Source organism: Arthrobacter sp. TJ-270, from assembly GCF_058269075.1.
Map to the genome: position 1 here is coordinate 507957 of NZ_JBZCNB010000001.1, position 19312 is coordinate 527268.

Sequence of the window (19312 nt, forward strand, 5' to 3'; positions counted from 1 at the left end):
TGGAAAGAGGGTGTTAAGGCGGACCGCTAAATCAGCGTCCGGCCTTCTTCTTGCCTGCGACGGTGCGCTTGGGGCCCTTGCGGGTACGCGCGTTGGTCTTGGTGCGCTGTCCACGCACGGGAAGGCCACGGCGGTGCCGGATACCCTCGTAGCTGCCGATCTCAACCTTGCGGCGGATGTCTGCAGCCACCTCACGGCGGAGGTCACCCTCAACCTTGTAGTTGCCTTCAATGTAGTCGCGAAGCTGGACGAGCTCAGCGTCTGTCAGATCCTTGACGCGCGTGTCCGGGTTGATCCCGGTTTCTGCGATTGTCTGATCTGCTCGGGTCTTGCCCACGCCGTAGATGTAGGTGAGCGCGATGATTACCCGCTTTTCGCGGGGAATGTCTACGCCAGCGAGACGTGCCATAGTGGCGGTTCTCCTTTTGATGACCGGAGGTCTGAAACAGTGCGGCCCGGATTATTCCGGTCCCCGGCCTCCGTGCCGGGGGTGTGGGTAGACCTGCTCAGGTGTGCCCTGCACTGCTTTTTTATTGTGGTGTTACTACGCGTGGGTGACCCTCGAAAGAGGATTCAGCCCTGGCGCTGCTTGTGGCGCGGGTTTTCGCAGATTACGAGTACGTTGCCCTTGCGGCGAACCACCTGGCACTTGTCGCAAATCCGCTTCACGCTCGGCTGGACCTTCATGGTTTTCCTTTGCGTTCGTGCAGTTGTGCTGTTTTGCCTCCGCGACCGGTGGGCCGGGAGGCTCGGAACTAAATACTCAGAACCGTCTACTTGTAGCGGTAGACGATACGACCCCTGGTGAGGTCGTAAGGGCTAAGCTCCACTACCACCCGGTCCTCAGGGAGGATTCGAATGTAGTGCTGACGCATCTTTCCCGAGATGTGGGCTAGAACAATGTGTCCGTTGGCCAACTCAACGCGGAACATCGCGTTGGGCAGAGCCTCGTTCACAGTGCCTTCAATCTCAATGACACCGTCTTTCTTGGCCATATCCTCCGCTAACTTCTGTGCCGCCACTTGCGGGGCGGACGGTCTTGGGGTTTTGATTGTCTGACTCCCCGCCCGAGATCGCAGATCCCGTTCCGCACGTAACGGAGCAAGCCGTTTCGGAGGATGGGCGCAAAAGGGCGCAAAAGTAGCGACAACCAACAGACAACTCTACGCTACGGCCTGCCGAAAGTTAAATCCGGCCGGGCCGGCACAATTGCAGTCGCGAAGGGGTGCTCAGTCGAGAGGCGCGACGACGACGCCCAGCTCTTCCAGCCGGGCCGCACCACCGTCAGCGGCGGTGAGAACCCAGATGCCGCCGTCATGCACTGCCACGGTGTGTTCCCACTGGCAGGCGCGCTTGCCGTCAACCGTGACAACCGTCCAGTCGTCGTCGAGGACCGAGGTTTCGAGGCGGCCCTGCACCAGCATGGGTTCGATCGCCAGGCAGAGACCTGACTTGATCTTGGGGCCACGGTGGCTGCTGCGGTAGTTCAGGACATCGGGTGACTGGTGCATCTGCGTTCCGATGCCGTGGCCGACATAGTCCTGCAGGATGCCAAGGGCCGGGCCCTCGACTGCGGACACGTAGTCATCAATGGCGGAGCCGATGTCTCCGACGTACTTCCCTGTGGCCAGGGCTGCAATCCCCCGCCACATGGCTTCCTCAGTGATCTGGGACAGCCGGACATCTTCCGGGCGCGGCGTACCGACTGTAACGGTGCGGGCTGAGTCCGAGTGCCAACCGCGGATGATGGCGCCACCGTCAATGGAGATGATGTCACCGTCCTGCAGGACGTAGTCGCCGGGGATTCCGTGCACGACCTCGTGGTTCACGGAAGTGCAGATGCTGGCCGGGAAGCCGTGATAGCCGAGGAAATTGGACGTGGCGCCGGCGTCCTTGAGAACGCCGGCGAACACCGCATCGAGCTCGCGGGTTGACACACCCACGCGGGCAGCAGCCACCGCCTGATCAAGGGCGTTGGAGAGCACCAGGCCCGCTTCACGCATGGTCCGGATCTGGTCTGCTGACTTGTACTCAACCCGCTGCTGGCGAAACATCACGACTACTGGGTTACTTTCAGTGCCGACATGACCCGCTCGGTCACTTCATCAATCGCGCCGATCCCGTCGACTCGGGTGACGATCCCGCGTTCCTCGTACTGGGAGACAACGGCTTCAGTCTGCTCGTGGTACAGGTCGAGGCGGTGCCGGATGACAGCCTCGTTGTCATCCGAGCGGCCGTCGAGTTCTGCGCGGCCAAGGAGCCGGCGAACCAACTCCTCATCGTCGGCAGTGAGCTGGAGCACGACGTCGAGCGTCAGGTCATTCTGCTCGAGGATGTCATCCAGCTCTTCGACCTGCGCAGCCGTGCGCGGGTAGCCGTCGAGCAGGAAGCCGTCCTTGACGTCATCCTCGGTAAGGCGTGCGCGGACCATGCTATTGGTCACGCTGTCCGGGACGAAGTCGCCGGCGTCCATGTACTTCTTGGCTTCAACACCCAGCGAAGTCTCGTTCTTGACGTTCGCGCGGAAGATATCGCCGGTGGAAATTGCCACCACACCGAGGCGCTCGGAGATCCGAGCTGCCTGCGTACCCTTGCCCGAACCGGGAGGTCCAATGATGAGCATCCGTGTCATCGCAATAACCCTTCGTAGTGGCGCTGCTGCAGCTGCGCGTCAATCTGCTTCACCGTTTCGAGGCCCACGCCGACCATGATGAGGATGGAGGTTCCGCCGAACGGGAAGTTCTGGTTCGCGTTGATGGCAACGAGCGCAATCAATGGAATGAGCGCAACGATGCCGAGGTAGATAGCACCAGGCAGGGTGATGCGGGAGAGGACGTACTGGAGGTACTCCGCCGTGGGCCGACCAGCGCGGATGCCCGGAATGAATCCGCCGTACTTCTTCATGTTCTCCGACACTTCCTCCGGGTTGAAGGTGATCGCCACGTAGAAGTACGTGAAGAACACGATCATCCCGAAGTACATCGCCATATAGAGCGGGTGGTCACCGGTGGTGAGGTAGGTGGTGATCCAGTTGACCCATTCCGGAGGCGGTGTCTGACCGTCAGTGGGAGTGTTGAACTGCGCGATCAGCGACGGCAGGTACAGCATCGACGACGCGAAGATCACGGGGATGACGCCGGCCATGTTGACCTTGATCGGGATGTAGGTGCTGCTTCCGCCCAGGGTGCGGCGCCCGATCATGCGCTTGGCATACTGCACCGGAACGCGGCGCTGCGACTGCTCCACGAAGATCACGAGCATCACCACGAACACGCCGATCACCAGGACGCCGAGGAACACATTCCAGCCCTGCGTGCGCAGGATCTCGCCCAACGAAGTGGGGAACCCCGCAGCGATAGCGGTGAAGATCAGGAGCGACATGCCGTTGCCGACGCCGCGCTCAGTGATGAGCTCGCCCATCCACATGATCAGCCCGGTACCGGCGGTCAGAGTGATTATGAGCAGGATGATCGTGATGAGGCTGTCATCCGGAATGATCGGAACGGGACAGTTGCCCAGCAGGGCACCCGAACGCGCCAGCGACACCAGCGTCGTTGCATTCAGCAGACCGAGGGCGATCGTGAGATACCGCGTGTACTGCGTCAGCTGCGCCTGACCCTGGGCACCCTCCTGATGGAGTTCCTGGAAGCGCGGAATGACCACGCGGAGCAGCTGGGTGATGATGCTCGCCGTGATGTACGGCATGATCCCCAACGCGAAGACGGACACCTGCAGCAGTGCACCGCCGCTGAAGAGGTTGACGAACTGGTAGAGGCCGCCCTCTGTGTTGCCGAGCTGCAAACACTGTTGCACGTTGCCGTAGTCAACACCGGGCGCCGGGATAAACGCACCCAAACGGAAAATGGTGATGATTCCCAGCGTGAACAACAGCTTGCGCCGCAAGTCTGGCGTCCGGAAAGCCCGGCCAATAGCGCTAAGCAAGCGTCCTCCTGAATAAGTCTTGGTGGCCCTTCGCGGGCAATACACACCAACCGAGTCTAACGGCTGGAATAGGGCACTCGAGAACCCGGGGTGTTGATAGAGCCTGTTAAACGAAACAAAACTCCTGGAGAGCCGGGAAACCCGGCCCACCAAGAGTCTAGTTGCTTCATGAGCTAGATCACAGTCCGCTCCCCTCCGCCGTCGCACCGATGTCCAAAGGACAACCTGACGGTCCGCGGAGGGAAGCGATGCTGGGAACTAGAGCCCTGAGACCGAGCCGCCTGCGGCGGTGATCTTCTCAGCCGCGCTGGCGGACACGGCGTGAACCTTGACGTCCACCTTGACCGCGATGTCGCCCGTACCGAGAACCTTGACGAGCTGGTTCTTGCGCACTGCACCCTTGGCGATCAGGCTGTCCACGGACACCTCGCCGCCTTCGGGGTACAGCTCGTTGATCTTGTCCAGGTTGACAACCTGGTACTCAACGCGGAACGGGTTCTTGAAGCCACGCAGCTTCGGCAGGCGCATGTGCAGCGGCAGCTGCCCACCCGCGAAACCTGCCTTGACCGAGTAACGGGCCTTGGTGCCCTTGGTGCCACGGCCGGCGGTCTTACCCTTGGAACCTTCACCACGACCGACGCGGGTCTTGGCGGTCTTGGCACCGGGGGCGGGACGAAGGTGGTGTACCTTCAGCGCGTGGACGCGAGGCGTGCTCTCAGCAGTTTCCTGAGCGGCAGCAGCCTTGGCAACAGGCTTGCGGGCCGGCTTCTTCTCGGTGGATTCCTCCACCGTCTTCTTCTCTGCCATTACTTGGCCTCCTCAACCTTCACGAGGTGCGGAACCGTGTTGACCATGCCTACGGTCACCTCGTCAGCGTTGCGGACAACGGTGTGTCCGATTCGCTTGAGGCCGAGTGAACGAAGGGTGTCCCGCTGGTTCTGCTTACCGCCGATAACGGACTTGATCTGTGTGATTTCCAGCTTTGCGGAGCTGGCAACCAGGCGCTTCGGAGTTGCCATTACGCACCTGCCTTCTGATCCTGCATTGCGCGCAGCATCGATGTTGAGGCAACCTCGTCCAGCGGAAGGCCGCGGCGTGCAGCCACTGCCTGCGGCTCTTCGAGCCGCTTCAGCGCGTCAACGGTTGCGTGAACAATGTTGATGGCGTTGGAGGACCCGAGCGACTTGGAGAGGACGTCGTGAATACCGACGCACTCCAGCACGGCGCGCACCGGACCACCGGCGATTACACCGGTACCCGGCGAAGCCGGACGCAGGAGCACGACGCCGGCCGCTGCCTCACCCTGAACCAGGTGGGGAACGGTGCCGCCGATGCGGGGAACCTTGAAGAAGGACTTCTTGGCTTCCTCTACTGCCTTGGAGATGGCCATGGGAACTTCCTTGGCCTTGCCGTAGCCGACGCCGACCATGCCGTTGCCGTCGCCGACAACAACGAGTGCGGTGAAGCTGAAGCGCCGGCCGCCCTTGACGACCTTTGCCACACGGTTGATCGACACGACGCGCTCTACGAACTTGTCCTTGTCGTCGCCACGGCCGCCATCGCGACCGCCACGGCCGCCATCGCGACCGCCACGGCCGCTGTCGCGTCCGCCACGCTCTCCACGGCGAGCACCGCCACCGCGGCGATCGTCAGTGGTCGACGCCGTCTCGGTGGACTCGGCTGCGGGAGCTTCAGTTGCAGGCTGCTCAGCCTTTGCCGTATTCAATGAGGCTTCCTTTGCGTTGTTCTGCTCGGTCACAGTGCCAGCCCACCTTCACGTGCGCCGTCTGCGATTGCGGCAACCCGGCCGTGGTACTTGTTGCCTCCACGGTCGAATACGACTGCCTCAATACCCGCAGCCTTTGCCCGCTCAGCAACAAGCTCGCCAACGCGCTTGGCCTTGGCGGTCTTGTCACCTTCGAACGCACGCAGGTCGGCCTCGAGGGTCGACGCCGATGCAAGGGTGATGCCCTTGGAGTCGTCGACAACCTGCACGAATACGTGACGGGCTGAACGGTTGACTACCAGGCGGGGACGAACAGCGGTACCGGTGATGCGCTTGCGGACCCGAAGGTGACGCCGTCCGCGCTGGGCGGACTTGCTCTTCGAGATGCGCTTCTTGTTGATGCTCAGTGACATGGTTACTTACCAGCCTTTCCGACCTTGCGGCGAATAACCTCGCCGGCGTAGCGGATGCCCTTGCCCTTATAGGGATCCGGACGGCGCAGCTTGCGGATGTTCGCAGCAACTTCGCCGACCTGCTGCTTGTTGATGCCGGAAACGGAGACCTTGGTGGGGCTGTCCACGGTCAGCGTGATGCCCTCCGGTGCCTTCACAGGCACGGGGTGGCTGTAGCCCAGCGCGAACTCCAGGTCAGAACCCTTGGCCTGCACACGGTAACCGGTGCCGACGATCTCAAGGTTCTTCTTGTAGCCCTCGGTAACTCCAACGATCATGTTGGAGATCAGGGTGCGGGTCAGGCCGTGCAGCGAACGCGCTTCGCGCTCGTCGTTCGGGCGGGAGACGGTGATCGTGCTGTCCTCAAGCGAAACCTGGATCGGGCTGGCAACAGTGTGGCTCAGCTCGCCCTTGGATCCCTTGACGGAAACAACACTGCCGTCAATCTTGACCTCAACGCCTGCAGGCACGGTGATGGGGAGACGTCCAATACGTGACATGTTTCTCTTTCCCTTTCCCGCTACCAGACGTAGGCGAGGACTTCCCCACCTACACCCTTCTTGGCTGCCTGGCGGTCTGTGAGCAGACCGGAGGACGTGGACAGGATGGCAATGCCCAGCCCGCCAAGTACGTGCGGCAGGTTGGTGGACTTTGCGTATACGCGCAGACCCGGCTTGGAGATGCGCCGGATGCCTGCAATGGAGCGCTGACGGTCGGGACCAAACTTGAGGTCGATAGTGAGCTTCTTGCCCACCTCAGCCTCTTCTTCCTTCCAGCCGGCGATGTAGCCTTCAGCCTTCAGGATGTCGGCAACGCGTGCCTTCAGCTTGCTGTATGGCATTGACACGGTGTCGTGGTATGCCGAGTTGGCGTTGCGGAGACGCGTAAGCATGTCTGCAACTGGATCTGTCATTGTCATTGGGCTCTAGCCCTTCCTCGTAACGGTTTCCGGACTCCCGGGGAACCCAGCGTCAGCTGGCTTCCTCTGCGGAACGGACCTGCAACGTAGTTGATTAATCTTCGGATTTGAACGGGAAGCCGAGCGCCTTGAGCAGTGCGCGGCCTTCGTCGTCGGTCTTGGCAGTGGTCACAACGGTGATGTCCATACCGCGGACACGGTCAATCTTGTCCTGGTCGATCTCGTGGAACATGGACTGCTCCGTGAGGCCGAAGGTGTAGTTGCCGTTACCGTCGAACTGGCGCCCGTTGAGACCGCGGAAGTCGCGGATACGGGGCAGGGCCAGCGTGACCAGGCGATCGACGAACTCCCACATGCGGTCTCCGCGCAGGGTCGCGTGTGCACCGATCGGCATACCTTCGCGGAGCTTGAACTGCGCGATGGACTTGCGTGCCTTGGTGACCTGCGGCTTCTGGCCGGTGATCTGGGTAAGGTCGCGGACTGCGCCGTCAATGAGCTTGGAGTCCTTGGCGGCATCTCCAACACCCATGTTCACAACGACCTTGACGAGCCGGGGAACCTGGTTGACGTTGCTGTAGTTGAATTCCTCCAGCAGCGAGGACTTGATCTCTGCTGCGTAGCGGGCCTTCAGGCGCGGGGTGATCTTGGTTTCTACGGCTTCAGCAGTCATTACAGATCCTTCCCTGATGCCTTGGCGACGCGGATGCGGACCGTGCGCTCACGGCCGTCCCGCTCCACGGTCTCGGTGCGGTAGCCGACGCGGGTGGGCTTCTTGGTCTCCGGGTCTACAACTGCGACGTTACTGATGTGGATGGAAGCCTCAACGGTCTCGATGCCACCGGTCTTGGTGCCGCGCTGCGACTGTCCGACCTTGGTGTGCTTCGTGATGCGGTTGATGCCCTCGACCAGTACGCGGTTGCTCTCAGGGAATACCTTGAGGACCTTGCCCTGCTTGCCGCGGTCTCCGCCGCGCTCCTGCTTGGCGCCAGTGATGACCTGAACAAGGTCACCCTTCTTGATCTTCAGCTTCGAACGGGTCTGAGCCATGACTACAGCACCTCCGGGGCCAGTGAAATGATCTTCATGAAGCGCTTGTCGCGAAGTTCGCGACCGACCGGGCCGAAGATACGGGTACCACGAGGATCGCCGTCACCCTTGAGGATAACGGCAGCATTCTCGTCGAACTTGATGTAGGAACCATCCGCACGGCGGCGTTCCTTCTTGGTGCGGACGATGACAGCCTTGACCACATCGCCCTTCTTGACGTTCCCACCGGGGATAGCGTCTTTAACGGTGGCGACGATCACGTCACCAATTCCTGCGTAGCGACGTCCGGAACCGCCGAGAACACGAATGGTAAGGATTTCCTTAGCACCAGTGTTGTCGGCGACCTTAAGTCGCGACTCCTGCTGAATCACTGTCTACTCCTTGCGTCGCGCTGGTTCTCAGGCCGAAATACTGCATACGGAATGAGCCTTGCGGAACGGTTGATCGGGGTGTCTCTGGACCCACCTGGATTTTGCCAGTGGAGGGCCTAAACGCCCGTGCCCGAGGCATTTGCCTCCCAGACGCGGTACGCGCAGGGAAGTACTATGCCGGAGCACGATTGTTTACGAGGTTTCACGTCAGCGCTCCATGACTGCGCGGCTCAGTTCACACTGAAGCCGGCACGGAAGGCGCCATACAAACTCAATATCCTAGCACGTTTTGAAAAGCAAGCAGTCCCCCGCTCCGCAAGGAACGAGGGACTGCTTCGTGTCGACGAATCGACCAGACCTGTAAGGGTCTTTACTTGGCCTTCTCGATGACCTCAACCAGGCGCCACCGCTTGGTAGCGGACAGCGGGCGGGTCTCGCTGATCAGGACCATGTCGCCAACACCAGCGGTGTTCTGCTCATCATGGGCCTTGACCTTCGAGGTGCGGCGGATGACCTTGCCGTAGAGGGCGTGCTTTACACGGTCCTCCACCTGAACGACGATGGTCTTCTCCATTTTGTCGGAGACGACATAGCCGCGGCGGGTCTTGCGGTAACCGCGAGTTGCGGTCTCCGGCACTGTTGCCTCAATCTTCTCTTCACTCATTTGGCATCCTCCTCAGAAGCCTGTGTTTCCACGGACTTTTCGTCCTTCGTGGAGGCAGCCTTGGAACCCTTCGATTTCTTGCCGGCCTTTTCAGTCTTCGCTTCTTCTACCGGGGCAACGACGTCGGGCCGAATTCCCAGCTCGCGCTCACGAAGCACGGTGTAGATGCGGGCGATATCCCGCTTCACAGCGCGCAGACGGCCGTGGTTTTCAAGCTGACCGGTGGCTGACTGGAAGCGCAGGTTGAACAGCTCTTCCTTAGCCTTGGCGAGTTCCTCCACCAGACGGTCCTTATCGAACCCATCCAGCTGGTCGGTTGCCAGTTCCTTTGAACCGAGTGCCATGACTATTCACCACCCTCACGACGCACGATACGTGCCTTCAACGGCAGCTTGTGAATTGCCAGGCGCAGTGCCTCGCGAGCTACCTCTTCATTGACACCGGAGAGTTCGAAGAGAACACGGCCCGGCTTGACGTTGGCGACCCACCACTCAGGGGAACCCTTACCGGAACCCATACGGGTTTCAGCAGGCTTCTTGGTCAGCGGACGGTCGGGGTAGATGTTGATCCACACCTTTCCACCACGCTTGATGTGACGGGTCATTGCGATACGCGCAGATTCGATCTGGCGGTTGGTGACGTATGCCGGGCTCAGAGCCTGGATACCCCACTCGCCGAAGCTGACCTGCGTGCCGCCGGTTGCAGCGCCCGAACGACCCGGGTGGTGCTGCTTACGGAACTTTACTCGACGTGGGATAAGCATTTAAGCCTGTCCTCCTTCCGCTGCAGCAGCGGACTCAGCCGGTGCGGACTCGGCGGGAGCGGCGTTAGCCTCACCCTGACCGGCACCACGATCGGCATTACGACGACGGCGGTCACCACGGTCCGGGCCGGCCGGGCCGCGTCCGGGGCGGTCTCCGCCACGTCCGCGCGACGGCGCAGCAGCTGCCTGGGCAGCAAGTTCCTTGGCGGTGACGTCGCCCTTGTAGATCCACACCTTCACACCGATACGGCCGAAGGTGGTCTTGGCCTCGAAGAAGCCGTAGTCGATGTTCGCGCGGAGGGTGTGCAGGGGCACACGGCCTTCGCGGTAGAACTCCGAACGGCTCATTTCGGCGCCGCCGAGGCGACCGGAGCACTGTACGCGGATACCCTTGGCACCGGCACGCTGTGCCGACTGCATAGCCTTCTTCATGGCGCGGCGGAAAGCCACACGTGAAGAGAGCTGCTCAGCGATGCCCTGGGCAACCAGCTGCGCCTCGATCTCGGGGTTCTTGACCTCGAGGATGTTCAGCTGAACCTGCTTGCCGGTGAGCTTCTCGAGCTCGCCGCGGATGCGGTCCGCTTCGGCGCCGCGGCGGCCGATCACGATACCCGGACGTGCCGTGTGGATATCCACACGAACGCGATCGCGGGTGCGCTCGATCTCAACCTTGGCGATGCCGGCGCGGTCCATGCCCGTGGACATGAGCTGGCGGATCTTGACGTCCTCGCGAACGAAGTCCTTGTAGCGCTGGCCCGGCTTGTTGCTGTCAGCAAACCAGTGTGACCTGTGGTCAGTGGTGATGCCGAGTCGGAACCCGTGCGGGTTTACTTTCTGTCCCACTTAGCGGTCCTCCACTTTCTCAGGGGTAGCGACAACAACAGTGACGTGGCTGGTCCGCTTGTTGATGCGGTATGCGCGGCCCTGGGCACGCGGCTGGAACCGCTTCATCGTGGGACCTTCATCGACATATGCTTCGCTGATGATGAGGTCGCCTTCGTCGAATGCAACGCCATCGCGGTCCGCGAGGACCCGGGCGTTTGCAACTGCCGACTGAACTACCTTGAAAACCGGCTCCGAAGCTGCCTGGGGGGCAAACTTCAGGATTGCCAGAGCCTCATTCGCTTGCTTACCACGAACAAGGTTGACGACGCGCCGGGCCTTCATAGGCGTTACGCGCAGATGACGCGCAATAGCCTTGGCTTCCATTGCTTTCCTTCTCTCGTCTTAGCCGTAGAAACAGGCGCCTTAGCGGCGCTTGCCCTTGCGGTCGTCCTTCACATGGCCGCGGAATGTCCGCGTGGGAGCGAATTCGCCGAGCTTGTGCCCGACCATCGACTCGGTGACAAACACCGGAATGTGCTTGCGCCCGTCATGCACGGCAATCGTGTGGCCGAGCATGTCCGGGATGATCATGGAACGGCGGGACCACGTCTTGATGACGTTCTTGGTGCCCTTCTCGTTCTCGCGGTCCACCTTGACGAACAGGTGCTGATCGACGAAGGGGCCTTTCTTCAGGCTGCGTGGCATGTTTCCAGGCTCCTATCGCTTGTTCTTGCCGGAACGACGGCGACGCACAATGAGCGAGTCGCTTTCTTTGTTGGGACGGCGGGTACGGCCTTCGGCCTTACCGTTCGGGTTGACGGGGTGACGTCCACCGGAAGTCTTGCCTTCACCACCACCGTGCGGGTGATCAACGGGGTTCATCGCAACACCACGGACGGTCGGGCGAACGCCCTTCCAGCGCATGCGGCCTGCCTTGCCCCAGTTGATGTTCGACTGCTCGGCGTTACCGACCTCGCCGATGGTGGCGCGGCAGCGCACATCAACGTTGCGGATTTCACCGGACGGCAGACGAAGCTGCGCGAAGCGGCCTTCCTTGGCGACCAGCTGGACCGAAGCACCAGCGGAGCGTGCCATCTTGGCACCGCCACCGGGACGCAGCTCCACCGCGTGGATAACAGTACCCACGGGGATGTTACGCATCGGCAGGTTGTTGCCGGGCTTGATGTCGGCACCGGGGCCGGCCTCAACGAAGTCGCCCTGCTTCAGCTTGTTCGGCGCGATGATGTAGCGCTTCGTGCCGTCAATGTAGTGCAGGAGGGCAATGCGCGCGGTGCGGTTGGGATCGTATTCGATCTCGGCAACGCGTGCGTTGACACCGTCCTTGTCGTGGCGACGGAAGTCGATGAGACGGTACTGACGCTTATGTCCACCACCCTTGTGACGGGTGGTGATCTTGCCGCTGTTGTTACGGCCGCCCTTTTTGGGGAGCGGACGCACCAGGGATTTCTCCGGCGTCGACCGTGTGATTTCTGCGAAGTCGGCAACGCTCGAGCCGCGACGGCCCGGGGTTGTCGGCTTGTATTTGCGGATAGCCATTTTTCAGTTCCTCGTTAAAGTGGTCTCCGCTCTAGCTGAGCGGACCGCCGAAGATGTCGATCGTGCCTTCTTTGAGGGTGACAATTGCGCGCTTGGTGTTCTTGCGCTGTCCCCATCCGAATTTGGTGCGCTTACGCTTACCGGCACGGTTGATGGTGTTGATCGAGTCGACCTTTACGGAGAAAATCTTCTCCACGGCCAGCTTGATCTCGGTCTTGTTGGAGCGCGGGTCGACCAGGAAGGTGTACTTTCCTTCGTCGATCAGGCCGTAGCTCTTCTCCGACACGACGGGTGCAATGACGACGTCGCGAGGATCCTTTGTGATGGAGCCACTCACTTGGCGTCCTCCTCAGTTGTAGTCGTAGCGGAGTCAGCCGCAGCATCCTCAGTCACAGCCGATCCGACGAAAGCGTCGTAAGCGGCCTTGGTGAAGATCACGTCGTCCGACACGAGTACGTCGTACGTGTTCAGCTGATCCACGTACAGGGTGTGGACCTCGACGAGGTTACGCACGGACAGTGCGGCCAGGTCGTTTGAACGCTCAATGACGACCAGCAGGTTCGGACGCTCGGAGACACCGCGCAGCGTAGCCATTGCGGCCTTGGTCGACGGCTTCTCGCTACCAACCAGCGACTCGATGACGTGAATGCGTCCGTTGCGTGCCCGGTCAGAGAGTGCACCGCGCAGGGCGGCTGCCTTCATCTTCTTGGGCGTGCGCTGGCTGTAGTCACGCGGCGTGGGACCGTGAACGATGCCACCACCGGTCATGTGCGGTGCGCGGATCGAGCCCTGGCGTGCGCGACCGGTGCCCTTCTGCTTGAACGGCTTGCGACCTGCTCCACTGACCTCGGCGCGCGTCTTGGTCTTGTGCGTACCCTGGCGGGCAGCAGCAAGCTGGGCCACGACGACCTGGTGCAGCAGCGGAACGTTGGTCTGTGTGTCGAAGATCTCGGCGGGGAGATCAACTTTCAAAGTCTTGGTAGCCATGACTTATGCTCCCTTCACGGCGGTGCGTACGAGTACGACCTGTCCGCGGGCGCCGGGGACGGCGCCCTTGATCAGCAGCAGCGACTTCTCGACGTCCACAGCGTGAACGGTGAGGTTCAGCGTGGTCTGGCGAACGGCACCCATACGGCCTGCCATTTTCATTCCACGGAAGACGCGGCTGGGGGTGGAGGCTCCACCGATCGAGCCGGGCTTGCGGTGGTTCTTGTGGGCACCGTGCGAGGCACCAACACCGTGGAACCCGTGGCGCTTCATGACGCCGGCGAAGCCCTTACCCTTGGTCTTGCCGATGACGTCGACTTGCTGGCCGGCTTCGAACAGCTCAACAGAGAGTTCCTGACCCAGCGAGTAGGAATCGACGTCGGAAGTGCGCAGTTCAACGACGTGGCGGCGCGGCGTGACGCCGGCTTTCTCGAAGTGACCGGCGAGCGGCTTGGTGACCTTGCGCGGATCGATCTGACCGAAGCCGATCTGGACGGCGCTGTAGCCGTCGGCGTCAGCGGTACGCAGCTGCGTGATGACGTTGGAGTCAGCCTGCAGGACCGTTACCGGGACGAGGCGGTTGTTTTCATCCCAGACCTGGGTCATGCCGAGCTTGGTAGCGAGCAGTCCCTTGACCTGGCGCGTAAGCGAAGTAGACATAGTTATCTTCTCTCCCTTACAGCTTGATCTCGATGTTCACGTCCGCGGGAAGGTCGAGGCGCATGAGCGAGTCGACGGCCTTGGGCGTGGGGTCAATGATGTCGATCAGACGCTTGTGCGTGCGCATTTCAAAGTGCTCGCGGCTGTCCTTGTACTTGTGCGGCGACCGGATAACGCAGTAAACGTTCTTTTCCGTGGGCAGCGGCACGGGGCCGACTACCGTTGCGCCTGCGCGCGTCACCGTCTCAACGATCTTCCGAGCTGAAACGTCAATGACCTCGTGGTCATACGACTTCAGCCGGATGCGGATCTTTTGTCCCGCCATGGCGTCTCGACTCTCTCTCTGTCATGAAGAACGCCACCGTGCGGTGACGTTCCTGGCTACGTACGTGCGCCTGTTGTTGTGGCGCTCCTCCAGCAGACTGAATCCGGATAGTTCCGGGTTCCTCACCCTGCCGAGGCTCCGACCCCCGCGCTCGGGCGTGTCGCGTATCTTCCACATGGAGATTCAGCGCTAATCCGAGCTATTGGATTGGGGCGGGTTATATTTGGGCCAGCTTCCGCGGCGGATGCGACCCTGCATCAGGCATTATCCTGATCGGGACTACAGCTCAAAACCGCGCGCACAGGCGCTTGAACAACTCACCTAGTCTGCCAGATTGTGCGGCACAATGCGAATCCGCACCTGTTTTCACGCCGGTTCGCTCGCCGACACGCCGGGAAAGTTCTAGCCGGCTTTTACTCCTGCCTGTTTGAGCGCCAGCCGTGCTAAACCGTCCACTGCCGCAGAATCCCCCTCACGCCACGCCCGCACAGGGTCATCGGACACCTTGCGAAGTTGGGAAGGATTCGCAAGAACGAGCGCACGCAGCGCAAGAAGTTCCCTGCCGCCGTCCTCCTGCTGCAGGCGGCGCGTCCGCTTGGACTTTACGACAAACCGCACCCGAGGTATCAGCCACATCGGAATAAGGAGAAGGACCGGAAGCAGGAAAAGTGCCCACCCCACTATTGCTGCGGCCTGGGCCACGGCATCTTGCTGATCCTGGCCGGCGCCGATGAGGATGCCGCCCGCTTCCGCGGCGTCCAGGAAGGGCTCGCTCGCCTGGTCTCCGATGAGGGGCACTCCCCCGATGCCTTCCGCGGCGTCACTCATGGTGCTTTGGAAGCGGCTCCCGGCATCTTCCAGGCCCTGCCCGAACACTGCCAGATTGGAAAGAGCGTCAAACGTCGCTCGGGAGAAAAGCCAGGCGACGACGACGGCGGCGACTGCAAAGACGTCGGTCAGCAGCTGCCAGGTGCGCTGGAACGGGGAGCTCGAGTAGATCTGCACCGCCCCAACTTTACGGCAGAAAGACGAAAGCCCCGCTGTGCTAACGCAGCGGGGCTTTCTAACCAGCAGTAGTGGTGAAGCTACTACTTGACGATCTTGGTAACGCGACCTGATCCAACGGTGCGGCCGCCTTCGCGGATAGCGAAGCCGAGGCCCTCTTCCATTGCGATCGGCTGGATGAGCTCAACGCTCATCTCAGTGTTGTCGCCAGGCATGACCATCTCGGTGCCCTCGGGGAGGGTGATGACACCGGTGACGTCAGTGGTACGGAAGTAGAACTGCGGGCGGTAGTTGGAGTAGAACGGGTTATGACGACCGCCCTCGTCCTTGGCCAGGATGTAGACGTTGGCCTCGAAGTCGGTGTGCGGGGTGATGGAACCCGGCTTGACGATAACCTGGCCACGCTCTACGTCTTCGCGCTTGATGCCGCGGAGCAGCAGACCACAGTTCTCGCCGGCCCAAGCCTCGTCGAGCTGCTTGTGGAACATCTCGATACCGGTAACCGTGGTCTTCTGGACCGGACGGATGCCGACAATCTCGACCTCGGAGTTGATTGCGAGGGTTCCACGCTCGGCGCGGCCCGTCACAACGGTTCCACGACCGGTGATGGTGAAGACGTCCTCAACAGGCATGAGGAACGGCTTGTCCTTGTCGCGAATCGGGTCAGGAACGTTGTTGTCAACGGCATCCATCAGGTCCTCAACGGACTTGACCCACTCCGGGTCACCCTCGAGGGCCTTCAGGCCGGAAACGCGAACAACAGGAGCGTCGTCGCCATCGAAGCCCTGCGAGCTCAGGAGCTCACGAACTTCCATTTCAACGAGGTCAAGCAGTTCTTCGTCATCAACCATGTCGGACTTGTTCAGCGCGACCAGCAGGTAGGGAACACCAACCTGGCGGGCGAGCAGAACGTGCTCGCGGGTCTGGGCCATCGGACCGTCGGTGGCGGCAACAACGAGGATGGCGCCATCCATCTGGGCCGCACCCGTGATCATGTTCTTGATGTAGTCAGCGTGACCGGGGGCGTCAACGTGTGCGTAGTGACGCTTCTCGGTCTGATACTCAACGTGCGAGATGTTGATGGTGATGCCGCGCTGCTTCTCCTCGGGAGCCGAGTCGATCGACGCGAAGTCACGTGCCTCGTTGAGGGTGGGGTACTTGTCGTACAGCACCTTGGAAATGGCAGCCGTCAACGTGGTCTTTCCATGGTCAACGTGACCAATGGTGCCGATGTTAACGTGCGGCTTAGTCCGCTCGAACTTTGCCTTCGCCACGGGTTCCTCCTAGAACGTTTTTAGAAGACTTACTCCCCAGCCACGCTTTTCGCGGCTGAAACTCATGCAAGTCTACTGGGGGCTTTTATTTTGGTGAAATTGCGGTCCGGACGAGCCGGGATTACTCTCCGCGGGTCTTTTGGATGATCTCGTCGGCTACTGCCTTCGGGACCTCCGAGTAGCTGTCGAACTGCATTGAGTAGACAGCGCGTCCCTGGGTCTTCGAGCGCAGGTCGCCGATGTAGCCGAACATGCCGGACAGCGGCACGTGCGCACGGATGACCTTGACACCGCTCGCGTCCTCCATGGACTGCATCTGGCCGCGGCGGGAGTTGAGGTCGCCAATCACATCACCCATGTATTCCTCGGGTGTGCGGACTTCCACCTCCATCAGCGGTTCGAGCAGCACGGGCTTTGCCATGCGGGCTGCCTCCTTGAACGCCATGCGACCGGCGATCTTGAAGGCCATTTCGGAGGAGTCAACATCGTGGTACGCGCCGTCAAGCAGCGTTGCCCTGATGCCGACCACCGGGTATCCAGCCAGGATGCCGTCGTTGAGGGCATCCTGGATGCCTGCATCGACGCTGGGGATGTACTCGCGCGGAACACGACCACCGGTGACCTTGTTCTCGAAGGCGTACAGCTCTCCTTCGGAAGTATCCATCGGCTCGATCATGATCTGGATCTTCGCGAACTGTCCGGATCCACCCGTCTGCTTCTTGTGGGTGTAATCGTGCTTCTGCACCGTACCGCGAATGGTTTCGCGGTAAGCAACCTGAGGCTTGCCGACGTTCGCCTCAACCTTGAACTCGCGGCGCATGCGGTCCACCAGGATGTCGAGGTGGAGCTCGCCCATGCCGGCGATGATCGTCTGGCCGGTGTCCTCGTTGAGGGATACCTGGAAGGTGGGATCCTCAGCCGAGAGCTTCTGGATAGCCGTCGAAAGCTTCTCCTGGTCACCCTTGGTCTTCGGCTCGATCGCAACCGAGATGACCGGCTCCGGGAAGCTCATCGACTCGAGGACGATCTGGTTGCTTGAATCGGACAGGGTGTCACCGGTGGTGGTGTCCTTCAGGCCGATAGCCGCGTAGATGTGGCCGGCGAAGGCTTCGTCAACAGGAATTTCCTTGTTGGCGTGCATCTGGAAGAGCTTGCCGATGCGTTCCTTCTTGCCCTTGGTCGAGTTCACGACCCCGGTGCCTGCGGTGACGTGGCCGGAGTAGACCCGGATGAACGTCAGCTGGCCGAAGAACGGGTGAGTCGCTACCTTGAACGCGAGTGCCGAGAATGGTTCCTCGGTGCTCGGCTTGCGCGTCAGCGCTGCTTCCTCGTCGCGGGGATCGTGTCCGACCATGGGCGGCACGTCCAGCGGGGAGGGCAGGTAGTCGATGACGGCATCGAGCATCGGCTGTACGCCGCGGTTCTTGAACGCAGAGCCACAGAGAACGGGGTAGATCTCGGAGTTGATGGTCAACTTCCGGATGCCGGCCTTGAGTTCCTCGATTGTGGGCTCTTCGCCCTCAAGGTACTTGTTCATCAGCTCGTCGGAGGACTCGGCAACGGCCTCGACCAGTGCTGCGCGGTATTCCTCAGCCTTGGCCTGGAGGTCAGCCGGGATCTCCTGGACCTCGTACTTGGCGCCCATGGTCACGTCACCCTTGGAGTCACCGGGCCACACGAGTGCGCGCATGTAAAGGAGGTCGACGACGCCGACGAAGTCGTTTTCGGCACCGATCGGCAGCTGCATGACCAGCGGCTTGGCGCCGAGGCGGCTGATGATCGTGTCAACGGTGAAGTAGAAGTCAGCGCCCAGCTTGTCCATCTTGTTGACGAAGCAGATGCGGGGAACTTCGTACTTGTCAGCCTGACGCCAGACGGTCTCGGACTGGGGCTCAACGCCCTCCTTGCCGTCGAACACTGCAACTGCACCGTCGAGGACGCGCAGCGAGCGCTCTACCTCGACAGTGAAGTCAACGTGACCGGGGGTGTCGATGATGTTGATCTGGTTCTGTTCCCAGAAGCAGGTCACCGCGGCGCTGGTGATGGTGATGCCGCGTTCCTTTTCCTGTTCCATCCAGTCAGTCGTCGAGGCGCCGTCGTGCGTCTCGCCAATCTTGTGGTTTACACCCGTGTAGAACAGGATGCGCTCGGTAGTAGTGGTCTTGCCGGCATCAATGTGGGCCATGATGCCGATATTGCGGACCTTGTTGAGGTCGGTAAGCACGTCCTGTGCCACGGTGTCTCCCTTTTCTAAGATGGAGTTCTGCTGGACCGCCGCGATACCTCACTCCCACCGAAGCGGGAGTGAGGTATCGGCAGCGCGATTACCAGCGGTAGTGAGCGAAGGCCTTGTTGGACTCAGCCATCTTGTGCGTGTCTTCGCGGCGCTTCACAGCGGCGCCCAGACCGTTCGAAGCATCGAGGATCTCGTTCTGGAGACGCTCGGTCATGGTCTTCTCGCGGCGCGCCTTCGAGTAACCGACCAACCAGCGGAGGGCGAGGGCCGTGGAACGGCCCGGCTTGACCTCAACGGGAACCTGGTAGGTGGCTCCACCAACACGGCGGGAGCGAACCTCAAGGGTGGGCTTGACGTTGTCCATAGCCTTCTTGAGTGCTGCAACCGGATCGCCGCCGCTCTTGGCGCGGGCGCCTTCGAGGGCACCGTAGACGATGCGCTCAGCGGTGGACTTCTTGCCGTCGACGAGCACCTTGTTGATCAGCTGGGTGACCAGGGGCGAACCGTAGACGGGATCTACAACGAGCGGCCGCTTCGGGGCCGGGCCCTTACGAGGCAT

General features: G+C 61.2%; 30 protein-coding genes. All 30 read right to left on the minus strand.

The window, feature by feature from the left end:
- Positions 1-31: 31 nt before the first annotated feature.
- The 30 genes from rpsM to rpsG all read right to left on the minus strand — a co-directional run bounded on the left by rpsM (position 32) and on the right by rpsG (position 19312).
- Positions 32-409 (minus strand): 30S ribosomal protein S13, encoded by a 378-nt coding sequence (rpsM, locus tag AC4D2M_RS02370; RefSeq protein ID WP_490889653.1) that lies wholly within the window; start codon positions 407-409, stop codon positions 32-34.
- A gap of 164 nt (positions 410-573) precedes the next feature.
- Positions 574-687: a 50S ribosomal protein L36 gene (gene rpmJ, locus AC4D2M_RS02375; protein WP_024475611.1), complete on the minus strand. Its 114-nt coding sequence runs from the start codon at positions 685-687 to the stop codon at positions 574-576.
- Positions 688-773: 86 nt separating this feature from the next.
- Complete coding sequence (infA, locus tag AC4D2M_RS02380) at positions 774-995, minus strand: translation initiation factor IF-1 (protein ID WP_019481515.1); 222 nt, start codon at positions 993-995, stop codon at positions 774-776.
- Between the two features lie 234 nt (positions 996-1229).
- A complete protein-coding gene (map, locus tag AC4D2M_RS02385; RefSeq protein WP_490889655.1) occupies positions 1230-2057 on the minus strand; it encodes a type I methionyl aminopeptidase in 828 nt (275 codons plus the stop codon).
- Positions 2058-2059: 2 nt separating this feature from the next.
- Positions 2060-2632 carry an adenylate kinase gene (locus AC4D2M_RS02390; protein WP_490889657.1) on the minus strand — a complete coding sequence of 191 codons (573 nt, stop codon included), beginning with the start codon at positions 2630-2632 and terminating at the stop codon, positions 2060-2062.
- Complete coding sequence (gene secY / locus AC4D2M_RS02395; RefSeq protein WP_490889659.1) at positions 2629-3942, minus strand: preprotein translocase subunit SecY; 1314 nt, start codon at positions 3940-3942, stop codon at positions 2629-2631. The genes AC4D2M_RS02390 and secY overlap by 4 nt, the downstream gene beginning before the upstream one ends.
- A 258-nt stretch (positions 3943-4200) precedes the next feature.
- Positions 4201-4749 (minus strand): 50S ribosomal protein L15, encoded by a 549-nt coding sequence (gene rplO / locus AC4D2M_RS02400; protein ID WP_490889660.1) that lies wholly within the window; start codon positions 4747-4749, stop codon positions 4201-4203.
- Complete coding sequence (gene rpmD, locus AC4D2M_RS02405; RefSeq protein WP_309071309.1) at positions 4749-4961, minus strand: 50S ribosomal protein L30; 213 nt, start codon at positions 4959-4961, stop codon at positions 4749-4751. The genes rplO and rpmD overlap by 1 nt, the downstream gene beginning before the upstream one ends.
- Positions 4961-5701, minus strand: a complete 741-nt coding sequence (gene rpsE / locus AC4D2M_RS02410; RefSeq protein WP_490889661.1) for a 30S ribosomal protein S5 — start codon at positions 5699-5701, stop codon at positions 4961-4963. The genes rpmD and rpsE overlap by 1 nt, the downstream gene beginning before the upstream one ends.
- A complete protein-coding gene (rplR, locus tag AC4D2M_RS02415) occupies positions 5698-6081 on the minus strand; it encodes a 50S ribosomal protein L18 (protein ID WP_490889663.1) in 384 nt (127 codons plus the stop codon). Before rplR ends, rpsE begins: the two co-directional genes overlap by 4 nt.
- A 2-nt stretch (positions 6082-6083) precedes the next feature.
- On the minus strand, positions 6084-6620 hold the full coding sequence (gene rplF, locus AC4D2M_RS02420; RefSeq protein ID WP_490889664.1) for a 50S ribosomal protein L6: 537 nt from the start codon (positions 6618-6620) through the stop codon (positions 6084-6086).
- 20 nt (positions 6621-6640) lie between these two features.
- Entirely contained in the window at positions 6641-7039 is a 399-nt protein-coding gene (gene rpsH, locus AC4D2M_RS02425) for a 30S ribosomal protein S8 (protein WP_167994165.1), read from the minus strand.
- Between the two features lie 94 nt (positions 7040-7133).
- A complete protein-coding gene (gene rplE / locus AC4D2M_RS02430) occupies positions 7134-7709 on the minus strand; it encodes a 50S ribosomal protein L5 (RefSeq protein WP_490889666.1) in 576 nt (191 codons plus the stop codon).
- Positions 7709-8086, minus strand: coding sequence for a 50S ribosomal protein L24 (gene rplX / locus AC4D2M_RS02435; protein ID WP_490889668.1), 378 nt, complete (start codon positions 8084-8086; stop codon positions 7709-7711). Before rplX ends, rplE begins: the two co-directional genes overlap by 1 nt.
- Positions 8087-8088: 2 nt before the next feature.
- Positions 8089-8457, minus strand: coding sequence for a 50S ribosomal protein L14 (rplN, locus tag AC4D2M_RS02440; RefSeq protein ID WP_026545654.1), 369 nt, complete (start codon positions 8455-8457; stop codon positions 8089-8091).
- A 370-nt stretch (positions 8458-8827) separates the two neighbouring features.
- Positions 8828-9121 (minus strand): 30S ribosomal protein S17, encoded by a 294-nt coding sequence (gene rpsQ / locus AC4D2M_RS02445; RefSeq protein ID WP_490889670.1) that lies wholly within the window; start codon positions 9119-9121, stop codon positions 8828-8830.
- Positions 9118-9465 (minus strand): 50S ribosomal protein L29, encoded by a 348-nt coding sequence (gene rpmC, locus AC4D2M_RS02450; protein WP_309071303.1) that lies wholly within the window; start codon positions 9463-9465, stop codon positions 9118-9120. Before rpmC ends, rpsQ begins: the two co-directional genes overlap by 4 nt.
- 2 nt (positions 9466-9467) lie before the next feature.
- Positions 9468-9884, minus strand: a complete 417-nt coding sequence (gene rplP / locus AC4D2M_RS02455; RefSeq protein WP_026545657.1) for a 50S ribosomal protein L16 — start codon at positions 9882-9884, stop codon at positions 9468-9470.
- Complete coding sequence (gene rpsC / locus AC4D2M_RS02460) at positions 9885-10727, minus strand: 30S ribosomal protein S3 (RefSeq protein WP_490889672.1); 843 nt, start codon at positions 10725-10727, stop codon at positions 9885-9887.
- Positions 10728-11093, minus strand: a complete 366-nt coding sequence (gene rplV / locus AC4D2M_RS02465) for a 50S ribosomal protein L22 (RefSeq protein ID WP_026545659.1) — start codon at positions 11091-11093, stop codon at positions 10728-10730.
- A gap of 39 nt (positions 11094-11132) precedes the next feature.
- The gene (gene rpsS, locus AC4D2M_RS02470) at positions 11133-11414 is read right to left on the minus strand and encodes a 30S ribosomal protein S19 (protein WP_011692805.1); all 282 of its coding nucleotides are present in this window, start codon (positions 11412-11414) and stop codon (positions 11133-11135) included.
- A gap of 12 nt (positions 11415-11426) precedes the next feature.
- Positions 11427-12266 carry a 50S ribosomal protein L2 gene (rplB, locus tag AC4D2M_RS02475; protein WP_299167066.1) on the minus strand — a complete coding sequence of 280 codons (840 nt, stop codon included), beginning with the start codon at positions 12264-12266 and terminating at the stop codon, positions 11427-11429.
- Positions 12267-12297: 31 nt separating this feature from the next.
- A complete protein-coding gene (gene rplW, locus AC4D2M_RS02480) occupies positions 12298-12603 on the minus strand; it encodes a 50S ribosomal protein L23 (protein ID WP_490889675.1) in 306 nt (101 codons plus the stop codon).
- Positions 12600-13253 carry a 50S ribosomal protein L4 gene (gene rplD / locus AC4D2M_RS02485; protein WP_490889677.1) on the minus strand — a complete coding sequence of 218 codons (654 nt, stop codon included), beginning with the start codon at positions 13251-13253 and terminating at the stop codon, positions 12600-12602. The genes rplW and rplD overlap by 4 nt, the downstream gene beginning before the upstream one ends.
- Positions 13254-13256: 3 nt before the next feature.
- On the minus strand, positions 13257-13913 hold the full coding sequence (gene rplC / locus AC4D2M_RS02490) for a 50S ribosomal protein L3 (protein WP_490889679.1): 657 nt from the start codon (positions 13911-13913) through the stop codon (positions 13257-13259).
- Positions 13914-13929: 16 nt separating this feature from the next.
- Positions 13930-14238, minus strand: coding sequence for a 30S ribosomal protein S10 (gene rpsJ / locus AC4D2M_RS02495; protein ID WP_003803825.1), 309 nt, complete (start codon positions 14236-14238; stop codon positions 13930-13932).
- A 402-nt stretch (positions 14239-14640) separates the two neighbouring features.
- A complete protein-coding gene (locus AC4D2M_RS02500; RefSeq protein ID WP_490889681.1) occupies positions 14641-15243 on the minus strand; it encodes a hypothetical protein in 603 nt (200 codons plus the stop codon).
- Positions 15244-15326: 83 nt separating this feature from the next.
- The gene (gene tuf / locus AC4D2M_RS02505; RefSeq protein ID WP_490889683.1) at positions 15327-16517 is read right to left on the minus strand and encodes an elongation factor Tu; all 1191 of its coding nucleotides are present in this window, start codon (positions 16515-16517) and stop codon (positions 15327-15329) included.
- 121 nt (positions 16518-16638) lie between these two features.
- Complete coding sequence (gene fusA / locus AC4D2M_RS02510) at positions 16639-18753, minus strand: elongation factor G (RefSeq protein WP_490889685.1); 2115 nt, start codon at positions 18751-18753, stop codon at positions 16639-16641.
- 88 nt (positions 18754-18841) lie between these two features.
- Entirely contained in the window at positions 18842-19312 is a 471-nt protein-coding gene (gene rpsG / locus AC4D2M_RS02515) for a 30S ribosomal protein S7 (protein ID WP_043440595.1), read from the minus strand.